This window comes from Streptomyces sp. H39-C1 (assembly GCF_027158125.1).
In the GTDB taxonomy this organism is placed as follows: domain Bacteria; phylum Actinomycetota; class Actinomycetes; order Streptomycetales; family Streptomycetaceae; genus Actinacidiphila; species Actinacidiphila fildesensis.
In genome coordinates this window covers 1-18,020 of sequence record NZ_JAPVLS010000133.1, presented here as the reverse complement: position 1 = coordinate 18,020, position 18,020 = coordinate 1, and the positions used below count along the sequence as shown (strand labels likewise).

The window sequence follows — 18,020 nt, the reverse complement described above, 5'->3', positions numbered from 1 at the left end:
GGCAGTGAGAGCGGTACGAGGACGGCGGTGGCGACGTTCTGCGCGGTGTCCATGGCCCGCGCCTGCCAGCCCGACCAGGAGCGGAAGAACGAGTCCTCGGCCCCCTCCGCCTTCAGTGTCTCGATGGCGGAGATCCCGGCGAAGGCCACCCCGTCGCGCTTGTGCTGCTCGGAGTGGAGCTGGTGCAGCATGCCGCCGCGCCGCCGGTCGGCGAGTTTCAGGGCCGCGATGTCGATGACCGCCACCACCACCGGCACGATTGCCAGCCGGGGTTGCAGCCAGATCAGAGCCGCGAGATGCGCGGCGGCGGTGGCGGCCGAGGCGGCGGCGCCGGCGGCGCGGTACGAGAGCAGCGCCGAGAGCCCGTCGTTGATCTGGACCCTGGTCACCAGACCGCCGAGCTGCCTGCGGTGGAAGAACGAACCGGGCAGCCGCAGCATGCGCCACAGGAATCCGGTCGAGGTGCGGGCCGCCATGGAGGCCAGCACCCGGTTGACGACGCTCTGTTGCAGCCAGGTGCCGAGCAGCACCGCGGCGGCCGAACCGCCGGTGGCCAGGACCAGCGGGAGGGCCCAGGCGCCGGTTCCGCCGATCGTCACCGAGGTGAGGTAGGCCCGCAGCAGGAACGCCGCGGCCATCGCGGGAACGGTGAGCAGCACCGCGACCAGCACGGCGATCAGCAGCGCGAACCCGTACGGCCGGATCCTCGTCAACAGCCCCCGCAGGAACGGGAACCGGGCTCCGCCCCGTTCGAAGTCCGGCCCCGGTTCGAAGCCGACCGCGATGCCCGCGAAGGAGTCCCAGAACTCGGCCGGTGTCGCCGAATGGCTGCCCAGCGAGGGATCGTTGACGCGTACGCGGCCGCGCTTGATGCCTTCGAAGACCGCGAAGTGCGGACCGGTGACGAGCACCATCGACGGCACCGGCACGGCGTCCAGGCCCAGCAGCCGGTCCTCGCCGCGCACCACCCGGCGGCCCCGCGCCACCAGGCCGTAGCGGCCCGCGGCGCGGGCCACCGCGGCGGCGCTCACACCGTCGCGGGAGACACCGCAGGAGCGGGACGCCTCGTGCAGGGTCGTCCGGCGGCCGAACGCGCCGAGGACGATCGCGAGACAGGCGGCGCCGCAGTCCTGCTCCTCCATCTGCGGGACGACGGGCGTCCGCAGATAGCGGCGCCGGCGGCCCGCGCGGACAGCGCTGCTCTTCGGTGGCGGACCCGGGGCGGCCGCCGCCGGCTCCTGGCTCTTCCGCTCCTCGGCGGTCCGGGTGTCGAGGCTCATCGCCCGGCCCCCGTACCCAGGATGACCTGGTAGGGGCGGCGGGAGCCGAGGTCGACGGAGACGTCCACGGGCACCGGGCCGTACGTCGGGGGCAGCGCGCCGGACGCGGCATCCGGCACGGCGGTGATCGTCCAGACCGGGTCGGCCCCCGACCCCAGGTCGCTTTCGCCGAGCGGCAGTGCGCCGTCGAGCGAGTCGGCGCGGGCGGGATACGGGTCCACGGCCGTGATGCGGGCGCGCACCGTGCCGGACGGCAGGGGCAGCAGTACGGACTGGCCGGGTCGCAGGCGTGCCAGGTCCCGGGCGGAACCGGTGTAGAGCCGCAACGTGGCCGGTTCGCCGGCCGGGTCGAGCGCGAGCAGCGCGGCCCCGGCCGGCAGAGTGCCGCCGGGCGCGGTCAGCACACCGGCGACCGTGCCGTCCGCGGGAGAGCGGAGCTCGGCGGTGCCGCCCGGGCCGGGGGCCGTGGTGCGCAGCAGCGCGAGGAGCTGCCCGCGGGTGACCCGGTCCCCCGGGCGGACCCGCAGGTCGAGCACCGTACCGGCGACGTCGGCCCGGGCGAGGACCGGCGCGGGGCCGTGGGCCAGCACGCCGTGCAGGGACAGGGTGTTCGGGAGCGACCCCCAGCCCACCCAGGCACCGCCCGCCCCCAGGGCCAGGACCAGGGCGACGAGGGCGGAGGAACCGGGGCGGTCGAGGCCCGGTTCGAGCTGTGCGGCAGCCGCCGCGGCGGCGATCGTCACCGCTTGAGCGGACGGGCCCGTTCGCTCCGCTGACGCGGGCGGTTCTCCGTCGGGGACGGCCGGGACGGTCTTCATCGGGATCGTTGTCGTCATCGCCGTCACATCCCCGCGCCGAGGGAGGTGAGCTGCCTGACCTCGACGGGCAGTTCCCGCAGCCCGCCGAAGACGAACTGCTCGCTCCAGCGGGCGGTGCTCTCGTCGAGCGGGGTGCTCAACTCCCGCTCGGCGCCTGCCGCCGCGAGCAGGGCCAGGACCGTTCCGCCGGCCATCAGCGACAGCGGAGCGCCCAGGCAGTGGTGCGGCCCGTGTCCGAAGGCCAGATGTCGGCGCTCCGCCCGGGCCGGGTCGAATCGGTCGGGATCGGGGAAGCGGCGCGGATCGCGGTTGGCGGCCGCGTACAGCAGCAGCACCACCCGTCCGGCGGGCAGCAGTGTGTCCCCGGCCTGTACGTCGCCGCCCAGCCCGCGGGCGCTGGCCCGTACCGGGCTGCCCAGCCGCTGGCATTCGTCGAAGACGGCCTCGGCGGTGTGCGGTTCCGCGCGGATTCCGGCGGCCAGCGCGGGGTTCCGCAGCAACTGCCAGGCGGCGACCGCGAGTCCGGAGGTGAGTGTTTCGAGCCCGTTGGCGAACAGCATGACGACGAAGGCGAGCAGGTCCTCGTCGTCCAGCTGTCCCGCGTCCCTGGCCAGGACGAGGCGGCTGATGAGATCGCCGCCGGGACGCGCCGCGCGGGCGGCGCACAGCTCTTCGACCCAGTCGCGGAACCCCTCGAACTCGGCGTCCAGGGCGGCGGTCTGTTCGGCGCCGGCGAACGGGTCCAGGAGGGACCGGGCGACCAGTCCGGCCCAGCCGGTGACCCGCTCGCGCTCTTCGGGCGGCACGTCGAGGATCGCGCACGACACCGCCACCGGCAGCGGCACGGCGAGGTCGGCCACCAGGTCGAAGGAGCCGCCGGCCAGCAGGGGCGCGAGCAGTTCCTCGGTGGTGTTCTCGATCCTGGCGCGAATCTCGGCGAGCCGGCGGGCGCTGAACGCGGCGGTCGCGAGGCGCTTCAGCCGGGTGTGGTCGGCGCCGTCCCGCATCGGCAGCGTACGGGCGAGCACCTGGGCGAGTGCGGAGGAACCGGGGCGGTCGAGCCCGATCGCGGCGGGGTCCACCGCGGTTCCGGGGTGCATCAGGACGGTGACGATCTCCTCGTAGCCGGAGATGACGTGGACGCGTCCCAGGTCCAGTACCGGGGCCTCGGTCAGCAGCCGCCGGTAGAGCCCGGCGGGGTCGCGTCGCGCGGCCGGGTCCTGGATGAACCGCGTGAGCTGGTGGCGGAGGCTTTCCATGCCCGGTTCTCCTTGTCGGTCCGTGAGTTGGTCGATGTATCGATGTGTCGTTGTGTCGTCAGGGATGGAGCCGGGTGCCGGACGAGGGGCGCCCCGGTGGGACCGTTCAGGTCCCACCGAGGCGCGGATTCCCGCGGCCGTGGCGGGCCGGCGGAGCGATGACGCCCGCCGGCCCGGCCTCAGTCGGCCGCTACTGCGTCAGACTCGGAGGCCTTACCAACACGGACCGTGAGGTCAGTTGGAGACCGAGCTGAAGGACGAGACCGGGCAGGCCGCGGAGAGCAGCGAGCTGACGCTGATGCCGCCGGAGACGGTGTCCAGCTCCTCGACCTCGATGTCGAACTGCTCGGTCTCGGCGACAGCGGCGGTCTCGGTGATGTCCTTGTTGTCAGCCATGGCCGACTCCTCTCGTTTCACGGCGCCGGACCCTGGTGGGCCGGTCTGCCGATTCCCTCATCCCCTTCGGCTTCCGGTTTTCCCGGCCGCTTCCGGCGATGAGAGAAATATGCACCCGAGGGCCGTCCGCACATCAGTGGGAAAAGTCAGAAACACCGCCTGCAAAATGTCATACCGCTTTCTTATGACGTTTTACATGTTCGACGAACTCGCAGCTCAGGAAGGTAAAATGAATTCATTCCCTCTTGCAGACCCTCTCTGATACCGCGCACCATGTGCGCATGAAAGAGATTCCCGAAGTCATAGAAGTAGTGGAATTGCGGCAGTCCTACGGGGACTACGAAGCAGTACGCGGAGCGTCTTTCACCGTCCGGCGCGGAGAGCTGTTCGCGCTGCTGGGAACGAACGGCGCCGGCAAGACCACCACCCTCGAGGTCGTCGAGGGCTACCGTCCGCCCACCGCGGGTACGGTGCGGGTGCTGGGACTGGATCCCTACGCGGACGGGCCCGCGCTCCGCCGCAGGACGGGGGTGATGCTCCAGGAGGGCGGATTCTTCAAGGAGTTGACCGTCCGGGAGACGGTGGACGCCTGGCGCCGTTTCAGCGGGCGGGCCCGCGCCACCGCCGACGTCCTCGGCCAGGTACGGCTCGACACCAAGGCCGGCACCCGCGTCGGCCAGCTCTCCGGGGGTGAGCGCCGCCGGCTGGACCTCGCGCTCGCCGTGCTCAACGACCCCGAGCTGCTCTTCCTCGACGAGCCCACCACAGGCATGGACCCCGAGGCCCGCCGCAACACCTGGCAGCTCGTCAGGGAACTGCGGGCGGCCGGCACCACCGTGGTGCTGACCACGCACTACCTGGAAGAGGCCCAGCAACTCGCGGACCGGGTCGCCATCATGGACGCCGGCCGCATCACCGCCACCGGCACCGTCGCCGAGGTCCTCTCCGGGCAGCGCAGCCGGATCACCTTCCCGCTGCCGTTCGCCACCACCGCCTCGGACCTGCCGCGGCTTCCCGGCGCGGACCTGGCCGTACAGGGTGACGCGGTGTCCTACGCCGTCGCCCGGACGGCGCCCGCGCTGGCCGTCCTGCACGACTGGGCCGGCGCGCGCGGTGTCGAACTCGACGGCATCGAAGTACGGCACGCCTCGCTGGAGGACGTGTTCCTCGCCCTCGCCGGCGACCAACGGACGGCGTCCGACGACCACGGCACCGTCCGCCCGGACCACCACAGCAAGGCGGCCGCCCGATGACCTGGACCCGCTACGCCCACGGCCAACTCCTGCTGTCCTGGAAGGTCTTCTGGCGCAACCGCCGCTCCACCTTCATCGGGTTCCTGCTCCCCGTCCTGCTGGATCTGTTCGTCGCGGCGCCCTTGCGCGACAAGGAGATCGGCGGGGTGAGCGCGGCCGGCTATGTCACCGTCGGCTTCATCGGGCTGGCGCTCGTCACGTCCTTCGTCAATCTCCTCAACGCGGTCGTCGCCCGCCGCGACGATCTGGTGCTCAAGCGGCTGCGCGGTACGGAGGTGCCCCCCAGCGCCGTGTTCGCCGGCCAGATCGGCGCGAGCGGCATCGTCGTCCTGCTGCAGGCCGTGGTGCTGGGCACCCTCTCGGTGGGTCTGTTCCACGCGCCGCTGCCCGCCGACCCGGCGCTGCTGCTGCTCACCCTGGTCGCGGGCTATCTGCTGTTCGCCCTGCTCGCCGTGGCGCTGTCCGGGCTGACGCCGAGCGCCGAGACATCCCCGCTGGTCGCCACTCCGGTCCTCATGCTCTGCATGTTCGGCGCGGGCGTCGCGACGCCTCTGTCGTCGCTCCCCTCCTGGCTGCAGGGTCCGGCGCACGCCCTGCCCCTCACCCCGGTCGTGCAGGCCCTCCGAACCGCGTGGTTTGGCAAGAGCTTCGGCCAGGAGAGCTGGAACGGCGGCCCGTTGGCCGATCTCTCCTTCCTGCACACCTGGCAGTCCGCCGGCCCCGCCCTGCTGATCACCGCTCTGTGGACGGCCGGCGTGCTGCTGGCCGCCCGGCGCCTCTTCCGCTGGGAGCCCCGGCGCGCCTGACCGGGGTCACAGCGCGCCGGGCGTCAGTCGGTCACAGCCCCAGGGCCTGCGAGAGGAGCGGCCAGGACGTCTTGTACTCGTTGCGCCAGTAGGTCCAGCTGTGGGTGCCGCCGAGGTAGAAGTGGGTCTGGACGGGGATGCCGAGCTGCTGCAGCCGGGCGGCGAAGCTCTGGGACGCGGGCCACAGGGTGGTCTCCAGGGCCTCGGCGCTCAGCTCCCCGTTCCCGCCGACGACACCGGTGCCGGAGGACAGGTAGAGGCTGGTGCCGGTCAGCTTCGATGCCAGGGCGTAGGGGTTCTGGGCGTTCCACAGCGGGCTCTGGAAGATCGGGGAGCCCCACAGCGCCCAGGGCAGAAGGCCTTCACGGCCCACGATCGCCTCGACGATGATCGGCATACCGGGCATCGTCGTGTGGAGGACACCGCTGTACGAGGCCGCCGCCTTGAACGTTCCGGGGTGCCGGGCGGCGAACGCGATCGCGCCCCAACCGCCGGTGGACACCCCGCCGATGGCCCGCGTCGTCCCGGCCCGGTAGTTCTGCTGCAGCAGCTGCATCAACTCCGTGACCTGGAAGGTCTCGTAGTCCGGGGCGCCCGAGCCGAAGTTCCACCAGGTGCTGGGGATGCCGGTGGGCCCCGACGACGGCATGGCGACGATGACTTCCTTGTCCGCGGTGAACTGCTCGATATCCGTCTCGCGGGTCCACGAGGTGTAGTCGTCGTGCGCGCCCTGGAGCAGATAGAGCACCGGCCAGGTGCGGGTGGCCTGGGCCGACCAGTCGGCCGGCAGCAGCAGCCTGGTCCCGACGGTGCCGCGGATCGCCGGGGAGTTGATCTGCAGATCGACGGTACGGCTGTCGAGCCAGGTCTCGGAGACGATGCCGGCCCCGTCCAGGGCGGTACGCGCCGGGGCGGCCGCCGCCGTGGAGGCAGCGGCGGCGGGGGCGAGAGCGGTGGGGCCGAGGGTCAGCGCGGCGGTCGCCGCGAGCATGGCCGCTCCGGTGACGGCGGCGCGGGACGTACGGCGGCGGCGCTGTGTGTGCATCAGATCCCTCTTGTCGTGGGTGGGTTGAGATCGCGGGTGAGCAGCGCGGCGAGGTCGTCGACCGCGGGCGGATCGAGAAGGGAGAGGTGATCTCCCTCGATCGGCGCGACGGAGAGGTCGGTGCAGGACCCGTCCCAGCCGAGCGCCTCGTCGGTACGGGTGTAGCGCGCGTCCTGGACGGTGTGCGGCGCGCTCCGCGTGGCGCGGTAGAGCAGCGTGCGGCCGGTGTACGGGCGCGGGGTGTGCCGTTCCCCGCTACGCAGGTCCAGGTACGAGGTGCGCTGGTGTTCCAGCACGGCCGCGGGCAGATCCGCCGCCTGCTCCAGCGCCTTGACCACCAGCTCGATCTGCCCGGCGTCGTCGAGCGTCGCGAGTTCGTCGTAGGGCAGCGGCAGCGGACTGCCGTAGGTGCGCTCCACGTACGCGGCGAACTCCGCGAAGCGGCGGCGGGCTTCCTCGGCAGGCGACAACTCGGGGACGGGGAGCGGCAGCACGCTGTCGATCAGGATCAGCGCGGGCACGGTTCCGTCGCCGGCCAGCAGCCGTGCCGTCTCCTGCGCCACCACCCCGCCGTAGGACCAGCCACCGAGCAGCCACGGCCCGAGCGGGCGGGTCTCACGGACGATCCGCGCGTACGCCGCCGCCCGCTCGTGCACCGCGTCGGGGCCGGGCAGCCGTTCCAGTCCGTAGCAGGGCTGTTCGTCGCCGAGCCGCTGGACGAGGGCGCGGTAGACGGCGGTGGATCCGCCCGCGGGATGGATCAGGAACAGCGGCGGCCGGCTCCCGCCCGCCCGCAGGACGCGCAGTGGACCGCTGACGGGTGTCTCCAGGCGCGGGCGCAGCAGACCGGCGACGGCGGCGACGGTGGAGGGGCCGGTCAGCAGGTCATCGGCCGGTACCTCGCATCCGGCCCGCTCCGACAGTTCCCGGGCCAGCTCCGCCAGCCGCTCCCGGGGCAGTTCCCGCAGACCGAGGTCGTCCTCGGCGCCGGGCGGTTGGCCGCCGGCGACGCTCTGCCAGGCCCGGGAGACCAGCCGCTCGGCGGCGTCCCGGGGAAGCACACCCGTCAACGTATCCTCGGCCGCCTGCTCCGTACCGTCCCCCGCGCACGACGGCTCCAGCCACGCGGCGAGCGCGGCGACGGTGCCGTTACGCAGCAGCACGCGTGGTTCGACGACGGTGCCGAAGTCCCGCTGGACGGCGGCCAGGATGCGGGTGGCCATGAGGGAGTCGAGCCCGAGTTCCGTGAGCGGCGTCCCGGGGTCGATATGTTCCGGCGCGTACCCCATGACCTGGGCGACATGCTCGCGCAGCCGGTCGATGACGGTCCTGGGCCGGTCCGCCGGTTCGGCGGTTCGGGGGACCGGCAGCGGTACGGGATCGGGTTCCTGCCGTTGCGCCGCCAGCCGGCCCTTCACCCAGTAGGGACGGTGCCGCCAGCCGGCGCTCGGTACGTCGACGATCCGGCCGGTCCCGTGCAGCGCCCCGGGGTCGATCGCCACACCCCTGACCAGCTGCGCCGCCAGGCTGTGCCGGAACGAGAAGGCGTCGTCGGTGTTCCGGCGCAGGGTCGGGAACAGCGCGGCGTCCCCGGCTCCCGAAGCGGCATCCGAAGCGCGCAGCGTCTCGGCGAGCGGATGCAGTTGTGTGGGGTGCGGGGAGACCTCGACGAACAGCCGGTGCCCGTCCGCCGCCGCGGCGGCGACCGCCTGCGCGAAGCGCACGGGTCGGCGCAGCGCGGCCACCCAGTACCCGGCGTCGAAGACCGGCAGGTCGCGGGGCGAGTCCCGGACGGTGCTGTAGAAGGGAACGCCGGACGGCATGTGCGGCACCTCGCCGAGTTGTTCGGCCAGCGGGCCGAGCAGCGGGTCGACCTGCGGGGAGTGGCCCGCCGCGGTGACCCCCAGCGATCGGGCGAGCCCGCCCTCCCGCGCGACCTGCCGGATCAGTTCGCCGATGTCGTCCGCCGTGCCGGTGACGACGCTCTGGCCGGGCGAGGAGTGGACGGCGACCCGCAGACTGGACCATGTTCCGGCGTGTGCCCGTACCTGCGCGGCGGAGAGTTCCACCACGGCCATCGCCCCGCCCGTCAGCCCGTCGAGCAGCCGGGAGCGGGTCGCGATGACACGGGCGCCGGTTTCGGCGTCGAGCGCACCGGCGACCACGGCCGCGGCGACCTCGCCCATCGAGTGGCCGATGACGGCCGCCGGTTCGATCCCGTACGCCCGCCAGAGTCCGGCCAGGGCGACCTGGAGGCCGTACAGCACGGGCTGGACGACCGAAGGGGACGACAACTCCGCGCCGGGTTCGAGTCCCGCGCGCAGCGAGAGGCCCGCGTGCTCGAGCAACAGGGGTTCCAGCCGGTCCACCGCCTCGGCGAACGCTGGTTCCGCCGTGAGCAGCCGGCGGGCCATGCCCGGCCACTGTGAGCCGTAGCCGGAGAACACCCAGACGGGGCGGGCGGTTTCGGTGACCGGGCCGCCGGTGACGACCGCCGGATGGGGCCGGCCTGCGGAGAGGCAGGAGAGGGCCGCCGCGGCGTCCTCGATGCTGCCCGCGACCACGGCCGCGCGGTACCGGCCGCGACCGGTGCGGCCGTGCAGCGTACGGGCGACGTCCTCGATCCTGACCCCTCGGGCCGCGGGCGACGACAGCCAGCGGCTCAGCCGCGCCGCGTCCTCGCGCAGCCGTGCGGTGGAGAGGGCGTCGAGAACTGTGCTCGCCGGCGCTCACCCTGGCATGGGCGCCTTCCTCAGCGCGGGCCGGTACTCCTCCAGCACGACATGCGCGTTGGTGCCGCCGAACCCGAAGGCGGAGACGCCCGCGGTGGCCCGGCCCGAGTAACGGGGCCAGGGCTCCGGGGAGTCGACGACCCGCAGGCCCAGCGCGTCGAAGTCGATGAGCGGGTTGGGGGTGCCGAAGTTGAGGTGCGGCGGCAGTTCGTCGTGGTGCAGCGCCAGCACCGTCTTGACCAGCCCGGTGATTCCGGCCGCGGCCTCCAGATGGCCGACGTTGGTCTTCGCCGAGCCGATGAGCAGCGGTTGGTCCGGTTCGCGGCCCTGGCCGAGTACCGCCCCCAGGGCGTGAGCCTCGATCGGGTCGCCGAGCGCGGTGCCGGTGCCGTGCGCCTCGACGTAGTCCAGTTCGGAGCCCGCACCGGCGTGGGCCTGTTCCAACAGGGCCCGCTGGGCCTCGGGGTTGGGGGCCAGCAGCCCGTTGGAGCGGCCGTCGGAGTTCACGGCGGTCGACCGGATGACGGCGAGGACGCGGTTCCCGTCCCGCTCGGCGTCGGCCAGTCGTTTGAGGACGACGACCGCGCAGCCCTCGCCGCGCACCATGCCGTCGGCCGCGGCGTCGAAGGTCTTGCAGCGTCCGTCGGGCGCGAGCGCGCCCGCGCGCTGGAAGGCCAGGGTCAGCGCGGGCGACAGCAGCAGGTTCACCCCGCCGGCGAGAGCCGTGTCGGTCTCGCCGGACACCAGACTGCGGACGGCGTGCTGCACGGCGACCAGCGACGAGGAGCAGGCGGTGTCCAGGGCGAGGCTGGGTCCGCGCAGGTCCAGCGCGTACGAGAGGCGGTTCGCGGCGATGCTCAGGGCGACGCCCGGCGGGGTCCACGCGTCGACCGCGTCCAGGTCGGCGGTGGTGAGCTGGGCGTACTCGTTGCCGCTGATCCCCACGAACACGCCGGTGCGGGTACCGGCCAGTCCTGGCGCGGGGATCGCGGCGTGGTCCAGGCTCTCCCGTGCCACTTCCAGCAGCAGCCGCTGCTGCGGGTCCATGAGGGTGGCCTCGTGCGGCGAGATGCCGAAGAACTCGGCGTCGAACCCCGCGACATCGGACAGGAACGCGCCATGCCGGTTGATGCCCTCGGGCGGCACGCCGTCGGGAAGAAACGGAGCCCACCGCCCTTCGGGGAGCGTGCCCACCGCGTTGCCGCCGGCACTGAGCAGTTCCCAGAAGGCGGCCGGGGAGGTGATGCCGCCCGGGAGCCGGCAGCCGATACCGACGACGGCGACGGCACTCGACGCGCCGCCCGGTGGCTGTGCCGGGGCGGACCGGGGAGTCGGCGCCGGGAGGCCGGCCGTTTCCCCGACGCCGACCGCGGCCTCGACCACCGACAGCAGCCGGCCCAGCGTCGGCGCCTCCCACAGCAGGGTCGCGGGGAGTTGGACCGAGGTGAGGGCGCGCAGATCGGCGGTGAGGGCGATGGCGTCCCGTGAGGTGATGCCGAGCTCCGCGAACGGCCGGTCGTCGTCGATCTCTGCCGGGTCGAGCCCGTACCACTGGGAGAGCCGCGAGACGATCGTGCGGCGGAGTTCCCCGGCGATGCCGGACTCCCCCGCGCCCCCGGCGCCGTCACTCACCTGCCGCCGCCTCCCTCTCGTACTCGCCCGCGAGATACCGCTCGCGGCAGGCGGAACGGGAGACCTTGCCGCTGGACGTGCGCGGCACCGCGCCGGGCGGTACGAGGAGCAGCCGGGCCAGCCGTACCCCGTGCCGGGCGGAGATCCGGGCGCGGGCGGCCCGCTCCGCCGCCGCGCACAGCTCGGCGGTGACGTCGAGGTCCCGGGCGTGCTCGGCGACGGCGACCACCTCGTCGGGCCCGCCGTCGCCGGTGACGGTGAACAGGGCGAGCCGGCCGCGGCGTACGCAGTCCAGGGAGGACTGGACGGTCTCCTCCAGGTCCTGCGGGTAGTGGTTGCGGCCGTCCACGATCAGCAGGTCCTTCAGCCGTCCGGTGACCTGGAGCCGGCCCTCGTGCAGCGCCCCGAGATCGCCGGTGCGCAGCCAGTCGCCCAGCTCGCCGGGGATGCGGGAGGCGAAGGACGCCTGCGAACGGCCGGTCCGCTTCCAGTAGCCCAGGCCGATGTTGGGACCGCGCAGCCGGATCTCACCGATCCGGTCCTCGGGCAGCACCAGCCCCGTCACCGGGTCCGTGATGCGCAGCTCCTGCCCCACCGGGGTTCCGCAGCCGACGAGTACGGTCGCCAGGGCGTCGTCGTCCGCACACGGCCGGATGTGCCCCGCCGCCAGTGCCTCGCGGTCGCAGACCAGCTTCCGGGGCAGGTCGGCGGGCGGTTCGGTGGTGACGAAGACGGTCGCCTCGGCCAGGCCGTACGAGGGGCAGTGCGCCTCCGGCGGCAGTCCTGTGCGGGCGAAGGCCCGCTGGAAGCGTTCCACGGTGCCCTGCCGTACGGGTTCGCTGCCGTTGATCATGACGCGGACGCGGTCGAGCCGCAGTGCCGCGGTCTGTTCCTCGTCGATGCGGGTGGCGCAGTAGTCGTAGGCGAAGTTGGGGGCGGCGCTGATGGTGCCCGGGTACGCGCCGAGCAACCGCAGCCAGCGCACGGGCCGTTCCAGGAAGGAGACCGGGTCCATCAGCACCGACGACATGCCGGCCAGTACGGGTGCGGCGATGCTCAGCACCAGGCCCATGTCGTGGAAGAGCGGCAGCCAGCCGACGCTGGTGCTGCCGTCCGCCGTCACGCCGAACGCCCTGACGGCCTGCCGGGCGTTGGCGACGACGTTGCCGTGGCTGATCATCACCCCGGCGGGGACCCTGGTGGAGCCCGACGTGTACTGGAGGTAGGCGATGTCGTCCAGTTCGGGTACGGGTAACGGCCGGTCCGGATCGGGGAGCGCGTCGGTCAGCGGGCCCGCGCCGGCCGGCCGGTCGATGGGGACGACCGGGAGGTGCGGGATCCCGTGCTCGGCGGCGAAGGCCGCGATGGCGGGGGCGGTCGGGGTGTCGGTCAGGATGCAGGACGGTTCGCAGTCGTCGAGCACGGCGGCGAGCCGGCCCGCGTGCCCCGGCAGGTCGGGGCTGAACAGCGGGACGGCTATCACCCCCGCGTAGAGGCAGCCGAGGAAGGCCGCCACGTAGCCCAGGCCCTGGGGCAGCATCAGCGCGGCCCGCTCGCCGGGGCCCACATCGGCCCGCAGCCGCCAGGCGATCGTGCGGGCCTGCTGGTCGAGCCGTTTCCAGGTCAGGCTGCGGTGCCGGCCCGGCGAGTCCGGGGTGGGGAAGTCGACGAAGGTGAAGGCCCGCTGGGCGCCGCGCTCGGTGGACCAGCGGCGCAGGGACTCGGTCAGCGGGAACTCGGTCGGCGGGAGAGGGCGCGCGGGGGGCATGGGACTCCAGAGGGGTGGGGGCGCGAGGGGGGCCGCTCTCGGAGGAGGTGGTTCCGTGGGACCGGTGGGGGGGATCCGTGGGACCGGGGGACGGGTGGTTCAGACGGGTTCAGAGGGGTTCAGAGGGGGATGTTGCCGTGCTGGCGCTGCGGTGCGGGCCGGTGTTTTCCGTGCAGCGACCGCAGTCCACGGACGATCCGGCCGCGGGTCTCGTGCGGGAGGATGACGGCGTCGAGGTAGCCGCGCTCCGCGGCCAGGTACGGGGTGGCGTAATCGTTCTCGTACTCGGCGGTGAGCTGCTTGCGCAGCAGCTCCGGGTCCTCGGCGTCGCGCAGTTCCTTGCGGTGCAGGACGGCGACCGCGCCCTGTGCTCCCATGACGGCGATCTGCGCGGTCGGCCACGCCAGGTTGAGATCGGCGCCGAGGTGCTTGGACCCCATGACGGCGTAGCCGCCGCCGTAGGCCTTGCGGACGACGACGGTGATGGCGGGCACGGTGGCCTCGGCGTACGCGTACAGCAGCTTGGCGCCCCGGCGGACGATGCCCTCGTGCTCCAGCCGGACGCCGGAGAGGTAGCCGGGCACGTCGACGAACGAGAGGATCGGGATGCCGAAGGCGTCGCAGAACCGCACGAACCGGGCGGCCTTCTCGGAGGCGTTGATGTCCAGGGCGCCGGCGGAGTGCAGCGGCTGGTTGGCGACGATGCCCACCGACGAGCCCTCGACCCGGCCGAAGGCGCAGATGATGTTCGGCGCGAACAGTTCCTGGATCTCCAGCAGTTCGCCGTCGTCCACGACGCGCCGCAGGATCTCCCGCATGTCGTAGGCGTGACCGAGGTTGGCGGGCACGATCTCGTCGAGTTCCCGGTCCGTCGCGGTGATGCCGGGGTCGGAGCGCTGCCGGTAGCGCGGTGGCGCCTCACGGTTGTTGGCGGGCAGGTAGGAGAGCAGCCCGCGCACGAAGTCGAAGGCGTCCGCCTCGTCGTGGGCGAGGTAGTGGGCGGTGCCGTTGACGGCGGAGCTGGTGCGGGCGCCGCCCAGTTCCTCGGCCGTGGTCTCCTCCCCCGTCACCGAGTGGATGACGTCGGGGCCGGTGACAAACATGTGGGAGATGTCCTTCACCATGACCGTGAAGTCGGTGAGCGCCGGCGAGTACGCGGCGCCGCCCGCGCACGGGCCGAGGATCATGGACAGTTGGGGGATCACCCCGGAGACCATGACGTTGCGGTGGACGAGTTCCGCGTAGTGGGCGAGGGCGACGACCCCCTCCTGGATGCGCGCGCCGCCCGAGTCGTTGAGGCCGATCACGGGACAGCCGACCTTCAGCGCGTGGTCCATGACCTTGAGGACCTTCTCGCCGAACGCCTCCCCCATGCTTCCGCCGAAGACGGTGGCGTCCTGCGCGAAGACCGCGACCGGGCGGTCGTCGACGGTGCCGTGACCGGTGACGACCCCGTCGCCGTCGGGGCGGGAGGCGTCCATGCCGTAGGCGGTGCAGCGGTGCCGTACGAAGGCGTCGGTCTCGGTGAAGGAGCCGGGGTCGAGCAGCAGGTCGATGCGCTCCCGCGCGGTGAGCCGGCCTCGGGAGTGCTGGCGCTCCACGGCCGCTGGTGAGCCTCCTCGCAGAACCTGGGCGCGACGGGACTCGAACTCGGCGAAACGGGTCATGCGCGGCTCTCCTTCCCGGAGGGGGGATCCGGAATTCTGGAGCGTCATGGGGGCAACAGGTTCCGCTTCCGGGTGCCGGGCCACTAGAGCGGGGCGTGACAGCCGCCCGTCCGCCTTCTGTCACTCCGATGACAAGCCGAACGGCGGGTGCGGTGGTTAAGGTCGGACGGCCCCGAGCACATGACCCGCCAGGACCAGGGGCTCCTGACCCGGGAGAGGAGCCGCCGGTGGACCGGGTCAGGACGCTGCCGATCATGCTGGGGATCGCGGTGACCGGGTTCATCACGACGCTGGACAACACCGTCGTCAACGTCGCGCTGCCCTCCGTGCAACGGGCGTTGGGTCTCGACCTGCCGGATCTGGAGTGGGTGGGCACCAGTTACGTCCTGAGCTTCGGCGCGCTGCTGCTGGCCGGCGGCCGGCTCGCCGACCTGCTGTCCTGCCGCCCGGTGCTGATCGCGGGGCTGACGGTCTTCACGGCCGCCTCCGTGGCGGGCGGTCTCGCGGCGAACAGCCCGACGCTGATCGCGGCCAGGACCGTGCAGGGCGCTGGAGCCGCGCTGGTGATCCCCGCGACACTGGCGGTGATCACCGGCCAACTGCCCGCGGCGCGCCGCTCGCTCGCGGTCGGGCTGTGGACCGGGGCGCTGGCGGTCGCGCTGGCCCTGGGGCCGGTGCTCGGCGGTTTCATCACCGAGCGGTGGGGCTGGCGGTGGGTGTTCTTCCTGAACGTGCCCTTCGGCGTCCTCGGACTGCTGCTGGCCGGCGCGGTGCCCGCGGCGGTACGCCGCCCGGGTCTGTCCGCGCTGCGCCGACTCGACGTGCCCGGGGTCGTGTTGTCGAGTGCGGCGCTATGGCTGCTGGCCTACGGACTGCTGGAGGGCGGGGCGCACGGCTTCACCCGCTGGCCGGTGCCCCAGTGTCTGTTCGCGGCGGCGCTGGCGGGCCGGTTGTTCGTGGCTCTGGAGATCCGCAGGGCGGCGCCGCTGCTCGAACTGGGCCTCTTCCGTGACCGCCTCCTCAGCGGCGGAACGGCCGCGCAGGTGCTCTGGGGCATCGGCGTCAACGGCGTGTTCTTCTTCACCACGCTGTATCTGCAGCAGGTGCTCGGATTCTCCGCGACCAAGGCCGGTCTCGCCTTCCTGCCGCTGGCGCTCGCGCTGCTGGCGCTGACGCCGTTCGCGGAGCGGCTCTGCGCGGCCTGGGGCGCGCACCGGGTGATCGCGGCCGGGCTGGTGCTGGTGGCGTGGGGGCTGGTGCAGGTGTCCGCGACCGGTCTGCGGACGAGCTATCTCGGCCTGCAGCCGGGGCTGTTGCTGATCGGCGCGGGCTCCGCGCTCACCACGCCGCTGACGGTCCGTTCCCTCGCCTCGGTGCCGGCCTCCCGCAACGGCATGGCGTCCGGGGTGGTCAGCGCGGCCCGGGAGATCTCCGGGGTCTTCGGTATCGCCCTGGTCGGCGTCGTCCTGACGCACACCCGGAGCGCGGAACTCGCCGCCGGTTCCGATCCGCTTACCGCGTTCCTCGACGGCTATGCGGCCGGCCTGCGACTCGCGGCCGGTTGTGTCCTGTGCGGCGCCCTGGTGACGTTCCTCGCCCTCCGCCACCGGGCACCGGCTGTGCCGGAAGGCCGCACCGTCGGGGACTCGTTGTCACTCAAGTGACAACGCATCCTCATCTGATGCTCCGTCAGGCACCGTGGCGGGCAGCTGCTTCCGGGGAGTACCGTCGCAAGCAATCGAACCAATAAGCGGAAGGAACTCCGCCACGGTGCGACAGACCCAAGAACTGGCAGATGAGCCGTTCAGCCGGATCCCCCCGGAGCTCGCCCACCATCTCCGGCCCTTCCTCGACGCTATCCGGAAGGAGGTGGTCGCAGCCATCCAGGCCGAGATTCCCGAGTACGACCGCCCGACGAACGACACCTACACGAAAACCATCCACACCGGCGTGGAATTAGGTCTGAACCTCCTGCTGGACCGCCTCTCCGCCCCGGGCATCAGCGCGCAGGAGGTCATCGGCATCTACCGCGGTATCGGCCGCGGCGAAGCCCGGGAGGGCCGCAGCCTCGACTCCTTCCAGGGCGCGCTCCGCATCGGCGCCCGGATCTCCTGGCGCCGCATCGTCTCCCTCGCCGACGCCGACGTCCTGCCGCGTGAGGTCCTCGGCCTGCTGGGCGAGGCCGCGCTGGTCCATATCGACGAGATCGCCACGGCCACCTCCGCCGGGTACGCCGAGGCCCAGTTACATCTGGCGGGTGAGCTGCAACGCCGGCGGCTGCGGCTGTTCGACATGCTGATCGCCGAGCGGCCCCCCACCGAGGAGGCCATCCGCGATCTCGCCCACGCCGCCCACTGGCCGGTCCCCACCTCCCTCGCCGTGGTCGTCGTGGACCACCACTGGGAACGCGAGACCCTCTACCCGATCCTGCCGCCCGGCTTCCTGGCCCGCTTCGACCAGCGGCCCGGGTGCATCGTCGTCCCCGACCCGGGCGGACCGGGCAGGACCCGCGCCGTCGACTCGGCGCTGCAGGGCCACCGCGCCGCCCTCGGCCCCACCGTGCAACTGACCGAAGGCGCCCGGTCGCTGCGCTGGGCGATGGACGCGCTGACCCTCGCCCGGCGCGATGTGCTGCCGGGCGGCGAGGTCGTGCGCTGTTCCGAGAACCTCGCCACCATGCTGCTCTTCCAGGACGAGGCCCTGGTGGACGCCCTCGCCGAACGCCATCTCGGCCCGCTGGAACGGATGCGCCCGCCGTACCGGGCCCGCCTCGCCGACACGCTGCTCTGCTGGCTGCAGTGCAGCCGCAACGCCAACGAGGTGGCGGGCCGGCTCGGCATCCACCCGCAGACCGTCCGCTACCGGCTGCGCCAGCTCGACGAACTGTTCGGCGACCGGCTCCAGGACCCCGACGCCCGCTTCGAGATGGAACTGGCCCTGCGCGTCCAGCAGCTGCGCTGAGCGCTCCCTGTCGTCGGTCCGGTGCGGAGCAGCACCTGCCGGCGGACCCCGCGGCCCTGACCGACCCGGCCGGTGGCAGTCCGCTGGAACCGCGGCCCGCGTTCCGCGCGTGAACGCACAGAGATCGTCGCGCCGCCGCACGCAGAGAGTCGGGTACCCATGACCGCCATGCTGAATCGCCTGCCCCGCCACGCGGCTGTGATACTCGCCATCGCTGCCCTGAGCACCGGCGCCGTCGCGTGCCAGACCTCGGCGGACGGCGCGCGATCCAGCGGACGCCCCAACCACGCCCCGAGCACCCCGGCCCCCGCCCCCACCACGGGCGTTCCGAAGGCGACACCCACCGCCGGCAGCGGCGGCGTGACCGACGGTGCCACGCGCAGCGGAACCGAGACGACCGGCG

At 72.9% G+C, this 18,020-nt stretch carries 13 protein-coding genes and 2 pseudogenes; 5 read left to right on the top strand and 10 right to left on the bottom strand.

What is annotated here, in order from left to right:
- From O3W51_RS44225 to O3W51_RS44210, 4 genes are all read right to left on the bottom strand, one after another.
- A partial coding sequence (locus O3W51_RS44225) for a cysteine peptidase family C39 domain-containing protein (protein ID WP_269289458.1) occupies window positions 1–1,280 on the bottom strand: 1,280 nt, incomplete at its 3' end.
- Window positions 1,277–2,116 (bottom strand): HlyD family efflux transporter periplasmic adaptor subunit, encoded by an 840-nt coding sequence (locus tag O3W51_RS44220; RefSeq protein WP_269289456.1) that lies wholly within the window; start codon window positions 2,114–2,116, stop codon window positions 1,277–1,279. The genes O3W51_RS44220 and O3W51_RS44225, both read right to left, overlap by 4 nt.
- Window positions 2,117–2,121: 5 nt before the next feature.
- A complete protein-coding gene (locus O3W51_RS44215) occupies window positions 2,122–3,357 on the bottom strand; it encodes a cytochrome P450 (RefSeq protein WP_138352528.1) in 1,236 nt (411 codons plus the stop codon).
- A 234-nt stretch (window positions 3,358–3,591) separates the two neighbouring features.
- Window positions 3,592–3,753: a hypothetical protein gene (locus O3W51_RS44210; protein ID WP_164292920.1), complete on the bottom strand. Its 162-nt coding sequence runs from the start codon at window positions 3,751–3,753 to the stop codon at window positions 3,592–3,594.
- 281 nt (window positions 3,754–4,034) lie between these two features.
- On the opposite strand from O3W51_RS44210, the gene O3W51_RS44205 reads away from it, so the two are divergent.
- Both O3W51_RS44205 and O3W51_RS44200 read left to right on the top strand, forming a co-directional pair.
- Window positions 4,035–5,006: an ABC transporter ATP-binding protein gene (locus O3W51_RS44205; RefSeq protein WP_138352527.1), complete on the top strand. Its 972-nt coding sequence runs from the start codon at window positions 4,035–4,037 to the stop codon at window positions 5,004–5,006.
- Complete coding sequence (locus O3W51_RS44200; RefSeq protein WP_138352526.1) at window positions 5,003–5,812, top strand: ABC transporter permease; 810 nt, start codon at window positions 5,003–5,005, stop codon at window positions 5,810–5,812. The genes O3W51_RS44205 and O3W51_RS44200 overlap by 4 nt, the downstream gene beginning before the upstream one ends.
- A 31-nt stretch (window positions 5,813–5,843) precedes the next feature.
- On the opposite strand, the gene O3W51_RS44195 is transcribed toward O3W51_RS44200, so the two are convergent.
- The 6 genes and pseudogenes from O3W51_RS44195 to O3W51_RS44175 form a co-directional block, all read right to left on the bottom strand.
- Window positions 5,844–6,857, bottom strand: coding sequence for an alpha/beta hydrolase (locus O3W51_RS44195; RefSeq protein ID WP_138352525.1), 1,014 nt, complete (start codon window positions 6,855–6,857; stop codon window positions 5,844–5,846).
- The gene (locus O3W51_RS44190; protein WP_443048406.1) at window positions 6,857–9,304 is read right to left on the bottom strand and encodes an acyltransferase domain-containing protein; all 2,448 of its coding nucleotides are present in this window, start codon (window positions 9,302–9,304) and stop codon (window positions 6,857–6,859) included. The genes O3W51_RS44195 and O3W51_RS44190 overlap by 1 nt, the downstream gene beginning before the upstream one ends.
- 72 nt (window positions 9,305–9,376) lie before the next feature.
- A pseudogene (locus O3W51_RS49170) lies at window positions 9,377–9,559 on the bottom strand (KS-MAT linker domain-containing protein); the annotation flags it as partial.
- 27 nt (window positions 9,560–9,586) lie between these two features.
- Window positions 9,587–11,221 carry a beta-ketoacyl synthase N-terminal-like domain-containing protein gene (locus O3W51_RS44185; RefSeq protein WP_269289450.1) on the bottom strand — a complete coding sequence of 545 codons (1,635 nt, stop codon included), beginning with the start codon at window positions 11,219–11,221 and terminating at the stop codon, window positions 9,587–9,589.
- A complete protein-coding gene (locus O3W51_RS44180; RefSeq protein WP_138352524.1) occupies window positions 11,214–12,989 on the bottom strand; it encodes a fatty acyl-AMP ligase in 1,776 nt (591 codons plus the stop codon). The genes O3W51_RS44185 and O3W51_RS44180 overlap by 8 nt, the downstream gene beginning before the upstream one ends.
- Window positions 12,990–13,108: 119 nt before the next feature.
- Window positions 13,109–14,656, bottom strand: coding sequence for an acyl-CoA carboxylase subunit beta (locus tag O3W51_RS44175; RefSeq protein ID WP_138352523.1), 1,548 nt, complete (start codon window positions 14,654–14,656; stop codon window positions 13,109–13,111).
- 227 nt (window positions 14,657–14,883) lie between these two features.
- On the opposite strand from O3W51_RS44175, the gene O3W51_RS44170 reads away from it, so the two are divergent.
- The 3 genes and pseudogenes from O3W51_RS44170 to O3W51_RS44160 form a co-directional block, all read left to right on the top strand.
- Complete coding sequence (locus tag O3W51_RS44170) at window positions 14,884–16,320, top strand: MFS transporter (protein WP_187145127.1); 1,437 nt, start codon at window positions 14,884–14,886, stop codon at window positions 16,318–16,320.
- 106 nt (window positions 16,321–16,426) lie between these two features.
- On the top strand, window positions 16,427–17,617 hold the full coding sequence (locus tag O3W51_RS44165) for a PucR family transcriptional regulator (RefSeq protein WP_138352521.1): 1,191 nt from the start codon (window positions 16,427–16,429) through the stop codon (window positions 17,615–17,617).
- Between the two features lie 159 nt (window positions 17,618–17,776).
- Window positions 17,777–18,020, top strand: a pseudogene (locus O3W51_RS44160) (hypothetical protein); the annotation flags it as partial.